This is a genomic window from Ectothiorhodospira shaposhnikovii (genome assembly GCF_047222355.1).
GTDB lineage: Bacteria > Pseudomonadota > Gammaproteobacteria > Ectothiorhodospirales > Ectothiorhodospiraceae > Ectothiorhodospira.
The window spans coordinates 1,843,073-1,858,635 of the sequence record NZ_CP178333.1; the positions used below are offsets into that span (position 1 = coordinate 1,843,073).

The window sequence follows — 15,563 nt, forward strand, 5'->3', positions numbered from 1 at the left end:
AATCGGGAGTGACGAGAGAGGCCGCCGGAGGTTCACGGCCGCCGATTGCGCCCCAGGCCGGACAGTGGATCCACGTCCCGCCAACCCATGAACAGCAGGGTGAACAGTCCACCATGGAAGAACAGCGACGCCACCCCCAGATGCGACAACTGCCAGACCATGGCCGTGGCTCCGGCCATGGCCGCCACCCCCAGGGCATACCCCAACAGATACCGGCGGTCCACGGGCCTCAAAAGTCGCCAGCTCACAAGCGTCAGCGCCCCCAGGGTCAGCACCGTCTTGAGTCCGGCAAACCCCTTCAGCAAGGCCGCCGTGTCGGCGTCAACGGCCCGTGGCGCTGCCGGATCACCCAGTGCCAGCACCAGCGAAACGGCCAGCAGAGCCCCGCCCCAAGGCAGCAGCAGGCGCCCGTGGAGGACGCCGCGAGAGTGTTCGGCGATGATGGATTTCATGACATGCCCTCATCAGCAAATGATGAGGTTGGACCGCGGGCAGCGGGGAAAGTGGCATCGGTAAGGGGATCAGTGGCCGCCTTCCCTGCCCGGCTCCGACATTTGTCGACGCCGCAAATCCTCGTAGTGACGGCCGGCGCAGTAATCAATCTTCCAGAAATACAGCAGGTTGATCAGGCGCCGCAGCAGGCACCAGCGCCTGTCACCTTCGGTGCAGAGGCGATAGGCCTTGCCCGGCAGGGATTCCGGCAGGTCCTGGTGGGATGGTTCAGCCTTCGGGGATTCCGTCATGTCGGGATGGTCCTAGGGACAAGACAGTTGTCGAGCAGGCTACCGCCAGCCCTTTTCCGGGTCAAGATCCGCTCTCTCGCAAAAAGAGGGCTGTGCCTGGTTTTATGGGTGGGGCTTGTGGGAGCGGCCCCTGGCCACGAATGACACAAAGGCTTCCCAAAGGCCCCTCCCACAGGGAACTTGTCAGAGGCCCAGACGCTCCGCCACGAAGTCGGCGTCCTTGTCACCACGGCCGGAGAGGTTGATGAGGAAGCGAGTGCCGGGTTCGGCTTCCCGGGCGGCCTTCATCACCCAGGCCACCGCATGGGCGGATTCCAGGGCGGGAATGATCCCTTCCAGACGGGACAGGCTCATGAAGGCGTCCAGACAGGCCTCGTCATCCTGGGCATGGTATTCAGCGCGGCCGATGTCCTTGAGATAGCTGTGCTCGGGACCCACGGAGGGGTAATCCAGGCCGGAGGCGATGGAATACACCGGCTGCGGTTCACCGGCCTCATCCTGCAGCATGTAGGAATGGAAACCGTGCATGGTGCCCGGCTTGCCGTAGGTCAGGGTAGCCGCATGCTCGCCCAGGCCCAGACCGCGACCGCTGGGCTCCACTCCCACCAGACGCACCCCCAGATCCTTCATGAAACCGGAGAACAGACCCATGGCGTTGGAACCCCCGCCCACGCAGGCCACCACATAGTCCGGCAGCTCGCCCTTGAGGGTCAGGAACTGCTCCCGGGCCTCGCGGCCAATGATGGACTGGAAGTCCCGCACCATCATGGGGAAGGGATGCGGCCCCACCACGGAACCGATGGCATAGAAGAAGTTCTGCGGATCCTTCATGTATTCCTCGAAGGCGCTGTCCACGGCGTCCTTGAGGGTGCGGGTGCCGGTTTCCACGCTGATCAGCTTGGCACCCAGGATCTTCATCTTGGTGACGTTGGGATGTTCCTTCTCGATGTCCACGGCACCCATGTGGATCTCGCAGGGCAGGCCCACCAGGGCGCAGGCGGTGGCCATGGCCACGCCATGCTGGCCGGCACCGGTTTCGGCGATCACCTTGGTCTTGCCCATGTGCTTGGCCAGCAGGGCCTCCCCCAGGGCATGGTTGATCTTGTGGGCACCGGTGTGGTTCAGGTCTTCCCGCTTGAGGTAGATCTCGGCCCGGCCACCGCAATGGGCGCTCAGGCGCTTGGCGTGATAAATGGGACTGGGACGACCGACGTAATAGGTATACAGCTCCGCCAGTTCGTTCTGATAGGCCTCGGTCCGGCGGATGGCCAGAAAAGCCTCGGCGATCTCATCCATGATGGCCTTGAGATGGGGAGGCACCGCCTGACCGCCGTAAGGACCAAAACAGCCATTGGCATCGGGGGTGGGCTGTTCGAGCAGGGCTTGCAGATCGGTGGCCGGGGCTTTGTTCATGGATGTCTACTCTCGTTCAAAATCGGCGATGGAGTCAAAACTGGATCAAAGAGGCTGTCAACGACCCGTAATGCTAACCGCCCTGCCCCGACCTGAACAGTGCCGGCTGCCACGGCGGCTTCCCGCCTGAAACCATAATGAAAATACGGCATTTGCTTATCACCAAATCGATTCATGTTATGCTGCGCCGCTACATCACCGTCTGATTGAGCCTGCGCCATGCCGCAACATCGCCCACTGCTCGAAGATGACTTCCAGGACAAGACCCTGGACCCGGCCCAGGAGCGGGCCTGGCAGCATTTGCAGCGCATCCTGGATGCGTTGCAGGCCGCCCCGCCCCGCCCTCCCGCCCACAGTCATGCCATCACCCGCTGGCTGCGCCGGACACCCGCACCCGCCGAACCCGTGCGCGGCCTCTATCTCTGGGGCGATGTGGGTCGCGGCAAGACCTTCCTGGTGGACCGGTTCTTCGAGGCACTGCCCCTGGAAGACAAGCTGCGGCTGCACTTTCACCGTTTCATGCAGCGGGTCCATGCCGAACTCAAGACCCTCAAGGACCAGCCCGATCCCATCCGCGTCGTCAGCCGCCGACTGGCCACGGCGCGGGTGCTGTGCCTGGACGAATTCTTCGTCTCCGACATCACCGACGCCGTGCTCCTGCATCGCCTGCTGGCGGGGCTGATGGAGAACGGCGTGACCCTGATCACCACCTCCAACATCCCGCCCCGGGAGCTGTACAAGGACGGCCTGCAGCGGGACCTGTTCCTGCCCGCCATCGACATCCTGCAGCGCCATCTGGAGGTGGTCCATCTGGACGGGGCCGTGGACTACCGGTTGCGGGCCCTGGAACAGGCCGAGATCTACCACGCCCCACTGGATGACACCGCCGACGCGCGACTCCACGAGGCCTTCCTGTCCCTGGCGCCGGAACCCGGCACCCTGGGGGGAACACTGACCGTGGAAGGACGGGACATCCCGGTGCAAAGGCTGGCCGACGGCGTGGTCTGGTTCGATTTCAAGGATATCTGCGATGGCCCCCGCAGCCAGCTGGACTACGTGGAAATCGCCCGGGAATTTCACACCGTGCTGATCTCCCGGCTGCCGGTCATGGATGCCGCCATGGAAAATGCCGCACGACGGTTTCTGGCCCTGGTGGACGAGTTCTATGATCGCAAGGTCAAGTTGATCGTCTCGGCCGAGGTCCGACCCGAACAGATCTACCAGGGGCAGCGACTGCGGTTCGAATACCAGCGCTGTGTCAGCCGCCTGCTGGAGATGCAGTCGCGGGCGTACCTGGCCAGCCCGCACCTGCCCTGACGGGGATCATTTGATCCCGGCGGGACATTATTTTAATGTCCCCCCTTATCCGGACTGAACGCAGGGATTCACCGATTGACCGTCCAGCCGGTACTCACCCATAGCGGCCAAGGCGTTTCACCATGCTGATCAAGCATCCTGACGATCATTCCCACCATGCAGAAGTGCTCCACGGACTGATGGAGTCCTATCCCGGGCAGGCGGACGAGATTCATCGGGAACTGCTGCAGGTGCAGCTCCGGGAATCCATCCACATGTTCGCCGAACTGCTGGAAATGCAGATGGACCCCCTGGACGAGAACGTGGTGATCCTGCATGACCTGCGCCTGGAACACGAGGGCCGGTTCGTGGAGTTTGATCACCTGCTCATCAACCGCAACCTGCAGATCACCCTGGTGGACTCCGTCCTCGTCGGCTGCGGTTCCCTGCGGATCACCGCAACCGGTGACAGCCTGATCTGGTCCGAAGAGAACAACCGCTGGCTGACCGCGTACCGGCAACCGCTCCAGGAACTGGAGGAAAAGGCGCAGATCCTGGGGCAGATCCTGGATGCGGGCTGGTGGCCCAAGCGGATGGGCATCCGTCTGGCCCACCCCATCGAAACCTGCCTGGTACTGGACGATCATGACCGGATCGTGCTGGATGACCCGGATGCCTACGCTTCCCGGGTCATCAAGATGGGGGATTTCCTGCCCTGGTACAGCAAACAGCGGATGAAGACGCCCATCACCCAGGGAGCGAAGGCCCTCATGCAACGGGCGGTCAACCGGGTGGATCTGAACAGCCTAGAACGGATCGGCTTCGATCTGGCGGATCGGCACCATGCCGCGCCGCTGGACTATTACGAACGTCTGGGTCTGGATCAGGTGGCGCCGATATCTCCGGACGACCATCCGGCGCCGGAGGAAGAAGAGATGGCAGACATCCCGGCCATCGAGACGCCGGCCGTCGAACCCGAACCGGAGCCGGAGCCGGAGCCGAAACCCCACCCCAAGACGGCGGCAGGAAAGAAGAACACCGCGCCCGCCGACGAGGATCGCCAGCCCTCATCCCGCATCGCCGCGGCACTGAAGCTGAAGACCCCCGAGTTCCTCGCCGAGATGGAATCCCGGGGCCTGCTGAAAAAGAATCAGAAGGATCAGCTGGAACTGACCCCGGCCGGACGCAAGCTCGGCGGCAAGGTCAAGGGACGCGGCGGCAACCGCTCGTTTTCCTGGCCCAAAGCCGCGGTGGAGGCCCTGTTCCAGAATCCGGAATCAGAGCAAGAAAAACAGACCTGAGACAATCCAGATACCGGTGGTACGGGCTCGTTCGGATCATGACCGGTATACTTTCAGTCGGATGCCGCCATAGAGTCCGGTCACATGGACAAGCCCACTGTCCTGATTGTTGATGACGAACCCGTCAACCTGTCCCTGCTGACGGAGTTGCTGCGTGCCGATTATCGCGTCAGAGCGGCCAGCTCGGGGCGCCACGCGCTCAAGGCGGCCGCCTCCAGTCCCTTTCCGGATCTCATCCTGCTGGATGTGATGATGCCGGAGATCGACGGCTACAGTGTCTTGAAAACCCTTCGGGCCCGGCCCGATACCCGGGATATCCCGGTCATCTTTCTCACCGCCCTGAGTGATGCCGTCGACGAGGAACGGGGCCTGGAATGCGGTGCCAACGATTACATCACCAAGCCCATCAAGCCCGCCGTGCTGCGTGCCAGGGTACGCACTCAGCTGGACGTAAAGCGGGCCCGCGATTTTCTGCAGAACAAGAACGACTATCTGGAGGCGGAGATCGCACGCCGGATGCTGGATCACGAAATCGCCCAACAGGTCGGTATCCGCGCCCTGGCACATCTTGCGGAAACCCGTGATCCCGAAACCGGCAACCACATCCTGCGCACCCAGGTCTATGTGAGGCTGCTGGCGGAAAAGCTCGGGGACCATCCCCGTTTCGCGTCCCAACTCACTCCCGCCAACATCGAACTCCTGACCAAGTCGGCGCCCCTGCATGACATCGGCAAGGTGGGCATCCCGGATGCCATCCTGCTCAAACCCGGCCCGCTCACGGAAGATGAATGGCAGATCATGAAGACTCACGCCCGACTGGGCTTTGATGCCATCGAGCGGGCGGAGGCCGACGTGGAACGCCCGGTTCCCTTTCTCATCCTGGCCAAGGAGATCGCCCGCTGGCACCATGAAAAATGGGACGGCAGCGGTTATCCGGACGGTCTGGCCGGAGATGACATTCCGGTATCGGCCCGGATCATGGCGGTGGCGGACGTCTTCGATGCCATGACCTCGCCCCGGGTCTACAAACCGGCCCTCCCCATGACCGAGGCCCGCGACTTCATCGGCGATGCCCGTGGCCGCCATTTTGATCCCGACGTCACGGATGCCTTCATGGCCGTCTATGATGAATTCGCGCGCATCGCCCATCGCCATTCCGATGCCGAACCCCCACCTCCATGAACCATGAATCCCTGCTGCTTGAGGCACGCGGAGACCTGTCCTGGGTCATCCTGATCTTCATGGCCATCCTGATGGGCCTTCTGGTGGCCACGGCCACGGCCATGTTGCTGAACCAGCGCCGCCGTCTGCAGCTGGAACGGGCCATCAGCCGGGAAAAGGCAGACAGTCTGGCCGTGGCCGAACAGCACCAGCAACAGCTCAAAGCCTCGGAGTCCCGCCTGCGGGAGCGGGAAGAATTGCTGCGACAGTTCATCGAGCATGCCCCCGCGGGTCTGGCCATGTTCGACCAGGACATGCGCTATCTGGCCACCAGCCGCCGCTGGCGGGACACCTACGGCCGCGGCGAGCAGGAAATCCCGGGGGCGTATCATTACGACGTCTTCCCCGAGATCAGCGAGGCCTGGAAAGCCGTCCATCGGCGCGGACTGGCCGGCGAGATCGTCCGTGCCGAGGAAGACCGGTTCGAGCACGCCGACGGCACCGTTCAATGGCTGCGCTGGGAAGTACGCCCTTGGCGCCATGACGGCGGCAGCGTCGGCGGCATCATGATCCTGTCGGAAGACATCACCGAACGTCACCATCAGGCCCGGACCCTGCGCCTGCTGGCGCGGCGGGCCGAGGCCCTGCTCGAATTGCCCAAGACGGCCGAGATTCTTGACGAGAATACCTTTCTGCAACACACCCTGACCATCGCGGAGGACCTGACCGAAAGCGGTATCGGTTTCATCCATTTCGTGCATGAGGACGGCGACCGGATTGATCTGGCGGCCTGGTCGGAACAGACCCTGGCCCGGTTCTATCGGACCGAGATCAGACGACATCACGCGTTGAGCCAGGCCGGTCCCTGGGCGGATGCCGTGCGTCGGAAGGCACCGGTGATCATCAACGACTATGCCGGCCACGGAGACAGGGACGGTCTGCCGCAAGGCCATTCCCCCCCGCGACGGATACTGGTCGTGCCGGTGATCGAACAGGACCGCGTGGTCATGCTGGCCGGTGTGGGTAACAAGCCAACCGATTACACCGATACCGACACGGAAACCCTGCGACTGATTGCCGAACAGGCCTGGCACCGGGTGCAACGCCGGCGATCCGAAAATCACCTGCGCCAGCTTTCCCTGGCCATCGAGCAAAGCCCCGATAGCATCGTCATCACGGATCTACAGGCGCGCATACTGTATGTCAACGAGGCGTTTCTGCAGACCACGGGATACACCCGCGATGAAGTCCTGGGGCAGAACCCGCGCATCCTGCAGTCCGGCAAAACCCCGCCGGACCATTATCAGGACATGTGGCGACATCTGACCCAGGGACAACCCTGGAAGGGGGAGTTTTACAACCAACGCAAGAACGGCACGGAGTACATCGAATTCGGCCATGTCGCCCCGCTTCGACAGCCGGACGGCGGCATCACTCACTATGTCGCGGTCAAGGAAGACATCACCGAAAAGAAACGCACCGCGGCGGAACTCGATCGCCACCGGCACCAGTTGGAAACTCTGGTGGCTGAGCGTACGGCGCAACTGGAGGATGCCCGTCGGCGAGCCGATTCCGCCAATCAGGCCAAGAGCGCCTTCCTGGCCAACATGACCCACGAGATCCGCACCCCGCTCAATGCCATCGTGGGCCTGGTACACCTGTTGCGCACAGGCGACGCCACCCCCGCGCAACGGGAAAAACTGAACAAGGTGGACAGTGCCGCCCATCACCTGCTTTCCATCATCAGCGACATCCTGGACATTTCCAAGATCGAAGCCGGCAAGTTCAGCCTGGATCAACAGGATTTTCACCTCTCCGCCATCCTGGATCACGTGCGCTCGGTGATCTCCGAGACGGCGCGCGCCAAGGGTCTCACCCTGAAGACCGAAACCGACTCGGTACCCGTCTGGCTGCGGGGCGATCCGGCCCGACTGCGTCAGGCGCTGCTCAATCTGGCGGGCAACGCGGTGAAATTCACGGAACAGGGAACGATCACCTTGCGCGCCCGACGGCTATCGAGCCGGGGGGACACGGTTCGGGTCCGCTTCGAGGTGGAAGATACCGGCATCGGGATCGAGGCAAGCCGCCTGGACCTGCTGTTTCAGCCCTTCGAGCAGGCGGATACTTCCATCACCCGAAAATACGGCGGAACCGGCCTTGGCTTGGTGGTCACCCGTCGACTGGCGGAGCTCATGGGGGGAGGCGCCGGCGCCCGCAGCGAACCCGGCAAGGGCAGCCTGTTCTGGTTTGATGTCAGGCTCCATCAAGGTCGTGCCCGTGGTACCGTCGCCGACGATCAGGGAAACGAGAGCATCCCCGCCACGGAGCGTATCAGGCAACATGCCGGCAAGCGGGTGCTGCTGGTGGAGGATAATCCCATCAATCAGGAAGTGGCCGCGGAGCTTCTGCACCGGGTCGGCCTTTCGGTGGACAGCGCACGGGATGGGGCTGAGGCCCTGACCATGGCGTCGACGACGGACTATGACCTGATCCTGATGGATGTCCACATGCCCGACATGGATGGCCTGACCGCCACCCGTTGCATCCGTGCCCTGCCCGGCCGCAATGACCACCCCCCCATTCTGGCCATGACCGCCAATGTGTTCGAGGAAGACCGACGCACCGCCCTGGCGGCGGGGATGAATGACTTCATTCCCAAGCCCGTGGACCCGGAGCTGCTTTACCGAACCATCGTGCGATGGCTGGATCCGGACACGCCGGATAACGCCGATGCAGAACCGGAGCAGGTGCGGGATCGTGATCCGATGCATGTGGCTCCCCGGGGACTGGCCACCGCCGCCGGCTACCATGCACGGTATCGGACGCTCATCCCCCGCTTCCTGGAATACCATGGTGAAGATCCTGTACTGTTCAGGGATCTGGCCGGGCGAAGAGACTGGGAGGCATTGAGCCGACGGGCCCATGCCCTCAAGGGGGCGGCCGCCAATCTGGGTGCCGATACCATCGCTGTCATTGCCCGCGAACTGGAACGGCTGGGACGGGACACACAGGACACGAAGATGCTCAACACCCTGTGCGAACAATTGCGGCAGACCCTGGACAGCCTGCGGGCCGGCTTCCCGGCCACCGATGCAGCCCTCTGCCGAGCGGATGCCGAAGACCACGACGCCAAGGCCCTGTCCGCTGAAGAGGGAGAGCGGGTACTGGATCGGATGGAAGCGCTGCTGGACAGTGACGACACCGACATCGTCGATGTCTATGAAGCACACCGTCACTGGCTGCACGGGACACTGGGGACGGAAGTCCAGGCGCTGCGGCGGCACATCGAACACTTCGACTACCCCGCAGCCCTGGCACTTCTCAGACACCTGCGCCGCTAGGCTCAGGCCACGGCGCGGGCCGCATCCCCGCGGGGATCACCACCGGTCAGACGCAGATCAAACCGTTCCTGCAGCACCTGGAACACGTCGGGGGTGATGAAGGCCGGCGGATTCGGCCCCAGGGTGATCCCCTTCACCCCCAGGCTCAACAGGGTCAGCAACACCGCCACCGCCTTCTGCTCGAACCAGCTGATCACCAGGGTCAGCGGCAGTTCGTTGACCCCGCAGTTCATGGCCTGGGCCAGGGCGGTGGCCACCCGGATGGCGCCGTAGGCGTCATTGCACTGCCCCATGTCCAGCAGGCGGGGGAAACCCAGGTGCTCGCCGTAGTCGTGGTCGCGGATGCGGTATTTGCCGCAGCCCAGGGTGAGGATGAAGGTATCCTGGGGCGTGGCCTCGGCATAGTCGCTGAAGTAGTTGCGGCCCTTGGCCGCGCCGTCGCAGCCGCCGATGACGAAGAAGCGACGGATCTGACCGGCCTTGACCGCGTCGAGCAGGGTCTCGGCATGGGCCAGCAGCACACTGTGATGGAAACCCACCACAGACTCACCGGTCACGGCATCGGGGCAAGGCGCGCAGCGCCGGGCGGCCTCGATCACGGCGGAGAAATCGTCACCCTCGATGCACTGTCCCTGGGGCACCGCCGTGGCCCGGGTGGTGAACAGGCGATCCCGATAACTTTCCGGCGGGATCAGCACGCAGTTGGTGGTGGCCAGGATGGCGCCGGGAAACTGGGCAAACTCCCGCTTCTGATCCTGCCAGGCGCCGCCGAAGTTGCCGGCCAGGTTCGGATGTCGATGAAGCTTGGGATACATGTGAGCCGGCAGCATCTCGCCGTGGGTGTAGACCATGATGTCGGTGCCCTCCACCTGCTTGAGCAGGTTCCACAGATCCAGCAGATCATGGCCGGTCACCAGGATGCCGGGGCCGGCCACCGTGCCGTGTCTGACGGTGGCTGGGGCGGGCTGGCCGAAGGTCTCCACATGGCCCCGATCCAGCATCTCCATCACCTTCAGGTTCATCTCGCCGCAGCGCATGCACAGCGCCAGCAGGCTGTCCATGTTGAAGTTGACGTTGGTCATGGTGGCAAACAGGGCTTCCTCCATGAAGGCGGCCACGTCCGGATCGGACTGGCCCAGACGGCGGGCATGGTGGGCATAGGCGGCCATGCCCTTGAGGCCGTAGAGCAGCAACTCCTGCAGGGAGTGCATGTTCTCGTCCTTGCCGCAGGTACCCGGCGAGCTGACGCAGGCGGTCTGGCGGAAAGTCTGTTCGCACTGGTTGCAATTCATGTCTGCGCTCCTGGAAGGATCTGAAAAGGTGGGCGCAGTATCGGTAACCGGCCGGCGGACCGGCCTTGACTCGCATCAAGGCGAAAACCACCACGTTGCCCCGGCTTCGTCAACGACCGATAGCGTGCGGCAGTTCCCGCTCCCGGCACAGGAGCTGCGCGATGGGTAAATATCTGGCACCCGGGGTGTATGTGGAAGAGGTGCCCTCCGGCGCACGCCCCATCCAGGCGGTGGGCACCAGCACGGCGGGCTTCGTGGGCATCGCACCGATCCGGTCGGCACACCCCCACGAAGCGGTCGGCATCAGCAACTGGACCCAGTTCTTGCGGGAATTCGCCTCCAACGGGGGCGATCACGTCGGCAACCCCCTGGCACAGGCCGTCTATGGTTTTTTTCTCAATGGCGGCAGCCGCTGCTACGTGGTCAACTGCCAGAGCGAGGACCAACTCAGCGGCAGCCATCAGGGCTTGAATGTCCTTGAGACGGTGGACGAGGTAGCCATCGTGGCCGCCCCCGGCATGACCGGGGCATCCGCCTATGATGCCGTCCTGAGCCATTGCGAGCTGATGGAAATCCGTTTCTTTCCCGGCGAAGGCATTCGCGTCTGGGGCGCTCGAACGCTGGCCCCGGCCGCCGGCGAATGGCCGGACGGGTGGACTACGCCGACCTCACCCTGCGCTACGGAATGACCGCTTCCACCCAACTGTGGGAATGGATGGAATCCTCCATTGCCGGCAACGTGGATCGCCGCCATGTCTCGTTGATCAGGGCCGTGGCCTGAGACGGTCAGTCCCCCACTCGCTTGAAGTCCCCCGCCGACGCCAGGGGCGGCGGGGCCATGCGCAGGAACAGGCGGTACAGATCCGCCGCGCTGTCCCCCTGCCCCATGGTCTCCCGCAGCAGGCCCAGCACCAGGAACATGAGGATGGTGCGCTCGGGCAGGTGGCTGAAGCCCTCGTCGCCCAGCCCCTCCACGTACTCGGTCATCAGGGCCTCGGCCCGGGCGAAATCCCGGCTCCAGATCAGCAGCACCAGCAGATCGTAGAGCACCCCCAACTGGGCCGCCTGGTCATACTCGTCCAGGCGGCCCAGCAGTTCATAGGCCTCCAGCAGGGTATCCCGGGCCTGGGGCAGACGATCAGTGGATTTCTGCAGGGCGGCCAGGTCCACCAGGGTATGGAACACCTCCATGTGGGCATGGCCGTATTCCTCCTGTTTCCCTGCCAGCACCTTGAGCAACCAGCCTTCCGCCGCCTCATGATCCCGGGCCTCGAAACAGGCCACAGCCAGATCCCGCTGGATGACCATGAGATTATCGGGGTCCACCCGTCCCGGCTCCGCCGCGAGCTTCAACGCGGACTCCAGATGGACCATGGCCTTGTCGAAGGCACGCTGGTTCATGCACTCCCGCGACATCTGATGCAGCAGTTCGACGAGCATGGCCGGATCGGGGCCGCGCACCCAGCGCAACCGCCCGAAGGGCTCGTCGGTGTCGCTGGAGGAATTGTCCGTGGTCAGGGAGACCACCCGGGGCCGGTTCTCGTAGAGCCAGGGGTTATCGTGCAGGGTCCAGTAGGGCGCCTTGTAATCCCGGGAAAAGACCGACTCGTCCAAGCCTCGCCGAAACGAGATCAGACTGCGGGCATAGAGGGACTTGAGTTCCCTCTTGCTGGGGATGCGCCAGTCCCGGAATCCGGCATGACCGCTGCTGTTGAAATACTGCAAGCGGATCATGGCCGACTCGGCGGAAAAGACATCGGGACTGCCGTATACCGTGCCGCCGCTCCAGGACTCCCCCACCGAGTGGACGAACCACTGAAGGCCCGTCTTCAGGTCCATCACGGTGCCGTCGCCCAGATCGATGAAACGCTCGCCCCGTCCCATCGGGGCTGGAGACAGGGCGTAGGAATACTGATAGGCATAGCGGCGGGCACGACTGGGCCTGGCCGCCGGTTCCGGTGGTTGGAATCCCCTGGCGTAGCGCTGGTTGGCGATCCAGGTGTCGTGCTCCCGGCGCCGCTCCGGATCGGACAGCACCGTATAGGCATCGTTGATGATCTTGGTGATCCGCTCCGCCTTCTCCCGCTGATGCTGATTCTTGTCCGGGTGCCACTTCTGGGACAGGAACTTGTAGGCCCCCCGGATCACCTCGGGACTTGCGTTCTCGGTGACCTGCAGATTTTCGTAATGGGTTCTTAACCGCTTCATGGTTCAGCGCAATCCAATGATGTCCTCCACGTCTTCCGGCCAGGTCAGGGTATAGGCAAAGCGGATCCGGGTCCGGGCATCCGGTTCCAGAGACTGGTGCCAGGCCAGCACCCCCCGCTTGCCGTCCACGTCCCGCTCGCTGGGCGGGGTGGCGCGACTGCCCAGTTCCACCTTGATGCGTTCGTCCCGGGCCACCGGAAGCTGATCCAGCACGGTGATGTCCACCGGCCGAGGATGGGCATTATGCACCGAGATCAGGTAGGCCCGCTCCAGCCGCTGCTGACGCCGGATCAGTCCCTCCTGGCCGCGGCTGTCCCGGTCCAGTTCATAGCGGATGCCGATGCGCTCATCCACGCCGAAGGCCAGGCGCAGGGGACTGCCGGGCTGCAGGGCCGACAGCGGCACCTGGCCCACCAAAGTGCCGTCCTGGAACAGGTTCACCTGTCCGGCAGGCAGCGGCGCTTCGCCCTCGAAGGTGGTTTCCGCAAACAGGTAGGCATGGGGCATCAGCCGGGGCACGGCGCGGGCCGACAGGGTGGCCTCCAGGCGATGCTCCGCCAGGGCATGACGATGAGGCTGATTGTCCGAGGGGATGGTGACCTGCCCCGCGATCCGGTACAGGGCGCTGAACTGCGCCGCCTCCAGGTCGGCCACCTGCTCCCCCGCCTTCATTTCCGGCACCGGTGCCATGGACATCAGGGCATCCATGGCCGCTTCCTGGGCGCGTCGTGCCATGGGCGCCGGTGTCGGCCGGGCCACGTCCACATACCAGGGCTGCAGTTCCGGCAGCCGGCCGCCCAGTTCGGGGCGGGCGGTGGACAGTCGCAGGATCACGTCGTTCCAGTCCTGGCCGGTATTCTGGCTCAATTCCGCCCGCTGCACCAACCGCAGTTCACCGGTGGCGGTATCCAGACGGGCCTCGTAAATGGGACGCCAGCCGGCATGGCGCACCCGGTATTCCAGCCTCAGGACGGCCTCTCCCGCCGCCGGGCTTTGATAATGTACCCGCGCCTCCAGGGTATCCCGGCGGCCCCGTTGCAGGGTCTCCAGTTCGTCACGGATACGCCGGATGTCCGCCTCGACGTCGCGCAGGGACTGTTCGTGGTTCTGGATGGCGCGCAGGATGTCCAGGGCGCCCTCCCCCACCACCCGCCAGGCCCGCGGCCACTGGTCCGGATCAAGGCCCGTCTCCCCCGGCGGCGAGGCCTGCCCCATCCGCTCCACCAGACGCAGCTGGATCTCGCCGGCGCGGATCTCGTCGGTGATGCTCCGCTTGCTGTCTTCCAGTGCCTGCAGTCTTTCCGTCAGGGCCTGCTCGGCGGGGTGGGCCAGATCACGGCCATGCACCACCCGGGTCTCCAGGGTGCCCAGCATCAGGCCGTCGGGACCCCGGGCGCTGACCCGCAGGCCGGCCGTATCCAGATCAGCGGGCAGCCGGTCCACGGTGATCACCCCCTGCCCGGCGGACAGGGTGGCCGTGTGCTCCATCACCACGCCGGCCTGGTTGGGGAACACGGTGACTTCCACCACCTGGCCCGCCCAGGCGGTACCGGAGACGGCGGCGAACAGCAGGGACAGCGACATCCTGAAGGGGTACATGATGCAGGGACTCCCGGGAAGCGTTGCAGGGATGACACAATCGGGGATTTAGGCGATACCATATGCCAGATCCGGGTGCGTTGCACCATTACTCACTGATCCGGCCAGGGCAGGCACGGCCACTGGAGTCTTTCATGTCACATTCAATCGCCGTCATCCCCGGTGACGGTATCGGCAATGAAGTCATGCCCGAGGGCCTGCGCGCCCTGGAAGCCGCGGCTCGACGCTTCGGCATCGACCTGAATTACACCCATTTCGACTTCGCCTGCTGCGACTACTACCTGGCCCACGGCCGCATGCTGCCCGAAGACTGGTTCGACCGGCTCAAGGGCTTTGACGCCATCTTCTTCGGTGCGGTGGGCGATCCGGCACGAGTACCGGATCACATCTCCCTGTGGGGTTCCCTGCTGCAGTTCCGCCGCGCCTTCGACCAGTACATCAACCTGCGCCCCTGCAAGCTGCTGCCCGGCATCCGCAGTCCCCTGGCGGGCCGCGACCCCGGCGACATGGATTTCTACGTGGTGCGGGAAAATACCGAAGGCGAATATTCCAGCATCGGCGGCCGCATGTTCGAAGGCACCGAGCGGGAGGTGGTGATCCAGGAAACGGTGATGACCCGGATCGGCATCGACCGGGTATTGCGGTATGCCTTTGAACTGGCGAACCGCCGCCCCCGCCGGAAACTGACTTCCGCCACCAAGTCCAACGGGATTTCCATCACCATGCCCTACTGGGACGAGCGGGTGAAGGCCATGGCCGGGCACTATCCGGAGGTGACGGTGGACCAGTACCACATCGATATCCTCACCGCCAACTTCGTGCTCCACCCCGACTGGTTCGACGTGGTGGTGGCCAGCAACCTGTTCGGCGACATCCTCTCCGACCTGGGACCGGCCTGTGCCGGCACCATCGGCGTGGCCCCGTCGGCCAACATCAATCCCGACGGCACCTACCCCAGCCTGTTCGAGCCCGTGCACGGCAGTGCCCCGGACATTGCCGGCCGGGGGATCGCCAACCCCATCGGCCAGATCTGGTCGGCGGCGATGATGCTGGAACACCTGGGCCACCAGGCGGCGGCCCAGGCCATCGTGACGGCCTTTGAAGCGGTGCTGACCGAGGGTGATCCCCGGGTGCTGACCCCCGACATCGGCGGACAAGGCAACACCCGCACCCTGGGCGAAGCAATCGCCGCCCGGATCGAGGGCTGAC

Annotated in this window: 13 protein-coding genes; 7 read left to right on the top strand and 6 right to left on the bottom strand. The window is 64.2% G+C overall.

From position 1 onward, the window contains the following. Window positions 1-32: 32 nt before the first annotated feature. The 3 genes from ACLF6L_RS08435 to trpB all read right to left on the bottom strand — a co-directional run bounded on the left by ACLF6L_RS08435 (window position 33) and on the right by trpB (window position 2,156). A complete protein-coding gene (locus tag ACLF6L_RS08435; protein WP_412851429.1) occupies window positions 33-452 on the bottom strand; it encodes a hypothetical protein in 420 nt (139 codons plus the stop codon). Between the two features lie 69 nt (window positions 453-521). Continuing rightward, window positions 522-743 carry a hypothetical protein gene (locus ACLF6L_RS08440; RefSeq protein WP_200176364.1) on the bottom strand — a complete coding sequence of 74 codons (222 nt, stop codon included), beginning with the start codon at window positions 741-743 and terminating at the stop codon, window positions 522-524. 183 nt (window positions 744-926) lie between these two features. Next, window positions 927-2,156, bottom strand: coding sequence for a tryptophan synthase subunit beta (gene trpB, locus ACLF6L_RS08445; protein WP_412851430.1), 1,230 nt, complete (start codon window positions 2,154-2,156; stop codon window positions 927-929). Between the two features lie 219 nt (window positions 2,157-2,375). Here trpB and zapE point away from each other — a divergent pair, with 219 nt between their 5' ends. From zapE to ACLF6L_RS08465, 4 genes are all read left to right on the top strand, one after another. Continuing rightward, window positions 2,376-3,473 (top strand): cell division protein ZapE, encoded by a 1,098-nt coding sequence (gene zapE, locus ACLF6L_RS08450; RefSeq protein WP_412851431.1) that lies wholly within the window; start codon window positions 2,376-2,378, stop codon window positions 3,471-3,473. A 122-nt stretch (window positions 3,474-3,595) separates the two neighbouring features. Beyond that, window positions 3,596-4,753 (top strand): nuclease-related domain-containing protein, encoded by a 1,158-nt coding sequence (locus ACLF6L_RS08455; RefSeq protein ID WP_412851432.1) that lies wholly within the window; start codon window positions 3,596-3,598, stop codon window positions 4,751-4,753. Window positions 4,754-4,837: 84 nt separating this feature from the next. After that, window positions 4,838-5,935 (top strand): HD-GYP domain-containing protein, encoded by a 1,098-nt coding sequence (locus ACLF6L_RS08460; RefSeq protein WP_412851433.1) that lies wholly within the window; start codon window positions 4,838-4,840, stop codon window positions 5,933-5,935. Next, complete coding sequence (locus tag ACLF6L_RS08465) at window positions 5,932-9,255, top strand: PAS domain S-box protein (protein ID WP_412851434.1); 3,324 nt, start codon at window positions 5,932-5,934, stop codon at window positions 9,253-9,255. Before ACLF6L_RS08460 ends, ACLF6L_RS08465 begins: the two co-directional genes overlap by 4 nt. Window positions 9,256-9,257: 2 nt before the next feature. On the opposite strand, the gene hcp is transcribed toward ACLF6L_RS08465, so the two are convergent. Next, window positions 9,258-10,547 carry a hydroxylamine reductase gene (gene hcp / locus ACLF6L_RS08470; protein ID WP_008931483.1) on the bottom strand — a complete coding sequence of 430 codons (1,290 nt, stop codon included), beginning with the start codon at window positions 10,545-10,547 and terminating at the stop codon, window positions 9,258-9,260. Between the two features lie 161 nt (window positions 10,548-10,708). Here hcp and ACLF6L_RS08475 point away from each other — a divergent pair, with 161 nt between their 5' ends. Next, window positions 10,709-11,236, top strand: a complete 528-nt coding sequence (locus ACLF6L_RS08475) for a hypothetical protein (protein ID WP_412851435.1) — start codon at window positions 10,709-10,711, stop codon at window positions 11,234-11,236. Beyond that, window positions 11,188-11,328 carry a phage tail protein gene (locus ACLF6L_RS08480; RefSeq protein WP_238618010.1) on the top strand — a complete coding sequence of 47 codons (141 nt, stop codon included), beginning with the start codon at window positions 11,188-11,190 and terminating at the stop codon, window positions 11,326-11,328. Before ACLF6L_RS08475 ends, ACLF6L_RS08480 begins: the two co-directional genes overlap by 49 nt. A gap of 5 nt (window positions 11,329-11,333) precedes the next feature. On the opposite strand, the gene ACLF6L_RS08485 is transcribed toward ACLF6L_RS08480, so the two are convergent. Together ACLF6L_RS08485 and ACLF6L_RS08490 are read right to left on the bottom strand one after the other, a co-directional pair. Next, window positions 11,334-12,755 (bottom strand): DnaJ domain-containing protein, encoded by a 1,422-nt coding sequence (locus ACLF6L_RS08485; protein WP_412851436.1) that lies wholly within the window; start codon window positions 12,753-12,755, stop codon window positions 11,334-11,336. A gap of 3 nt (window positions 12,756-12,758) precedes the next feature. Beyond that, window positions 12,759-14,354, bottom strand: coding sequence for a mucoidy inhibitor MuiA family protein (locus tag ACLF6L_RS08490; protein ID WP_412851437.1), 1,596 nt, complete (start codon window positions 14,352-14,354; stop codon window positions 12,759-12,761). 134 nt (window positions 14,355-14,488) lie between these two features. Here ACLF6L_RS08490 and ACLF6L_RS08495 point away from each other — a divergent pair, with 134 nt between their 5' ends. Continuing rightward, window positions 14,489-15,562: a tartrate dehydrogenase gene (locus tag ACLF6L_RS08495; RefSeq protein WP_412851438.1), complete on the top strand. Its 1,074-nt coding sequence runs from the start codon at window positions 14,489-14,491 to the stop codon at window positions 15,560-15,562. The last annotated feature ends 1 nt before the right edge of the window (window position 15,563 follow it).

Bases quoted from the DNA above. Each gene is read 5' to 3' on its own strand.
- ACLF6L_RS08435 (WP_412851429.1), bottom strand. From the start codon at position 452: ATGAAATCCATCATCGCCGAACACTCTCGCGGCGTCCTCCACGGGCGC.
- ACLF6L_RS08440 (WP_200176364.1), bottom strand. From the start codon at position 743: ATGACGGAATCCCCGAAGGCTGAACCATCCCACCAGGACCTGCCGGAA.
- trpB (WP_412851430.1), bottom strand. From the start codon at position 2,156: ATGAACAAAGCCCCGGCCACCGATCTGCAAGCCCTGCTCGAACAGCCC.
- zapE (WP_412851431.1), top strand. From the start codon at position 2,376: ATGCCGCAACATCGCCCACTGCTCGAAGATGACTTCCAGGACAAGACC.
- ACLF6L_RS08455 (WP_412851432.1), top strand. From the start codon at position 3,596: ATGCTGATCAAGCATCCTGACGATCATTCCCACCATGCAGAAGTGCTC.
- ACLF6L_RS08460 (WP_412851433.1), top strand. From the start codon at position 4,838: ATGGACAAGCCCACTGTCCTGATTGTTGATGACGAACCCGTCAACCTG.
- ACLF6L_RS08465 (WP_412851434.1), top strand. From the start codon at position 5,932: ATGAACCATGAATCCCTGCTGCTTGAGGCACGCGGAGACCTGTCCTGG.
- hcp (WP_008931483.1), bottom strand. From the start codon at position 10,547: ATGAATTGCAACCAGTGCGAACAGACTTTCCGCCAGACCGCCTGCGTC.
- ACLF6L_RS08475 (WP_412851435.1), top strand. From the start codon at position 10,709: ATGGGTAAATATCTGGCACCCGGGGTGTATGTGGAAGAGGTGCCCTCC.
- ACLF6L_RS08480 (WP_238618010.1), top strand. From the start codon at position 11,188: ATGGCCGGACGGGTGGACTACGCCGACCTCACCCTGCGCTACGGAATG.
- ACLF6L_RS08485 (WP_412851436.1), bottom strand. From the start codon at position 12,755: ATGAAGCGGTTAAGAACCCATTACGAAAATCTGCAGGTCACCGAGAAC.
- ACLF6L_RS08490 (WP_412851437.1), bottom strand. From the start codon at position 14,354: ATGTACCCCTTCAGGATGTCGCTGTCCCTGCTGTTCGCCGCCGTCTCC.
- ACLF6L_RS08495 (WP_412851438.1), top strand. From the start codon at position 14,489: ATGTCACATTCAATCGCCGTCATCCCCGGTGACGGTATCGGCAATGAA.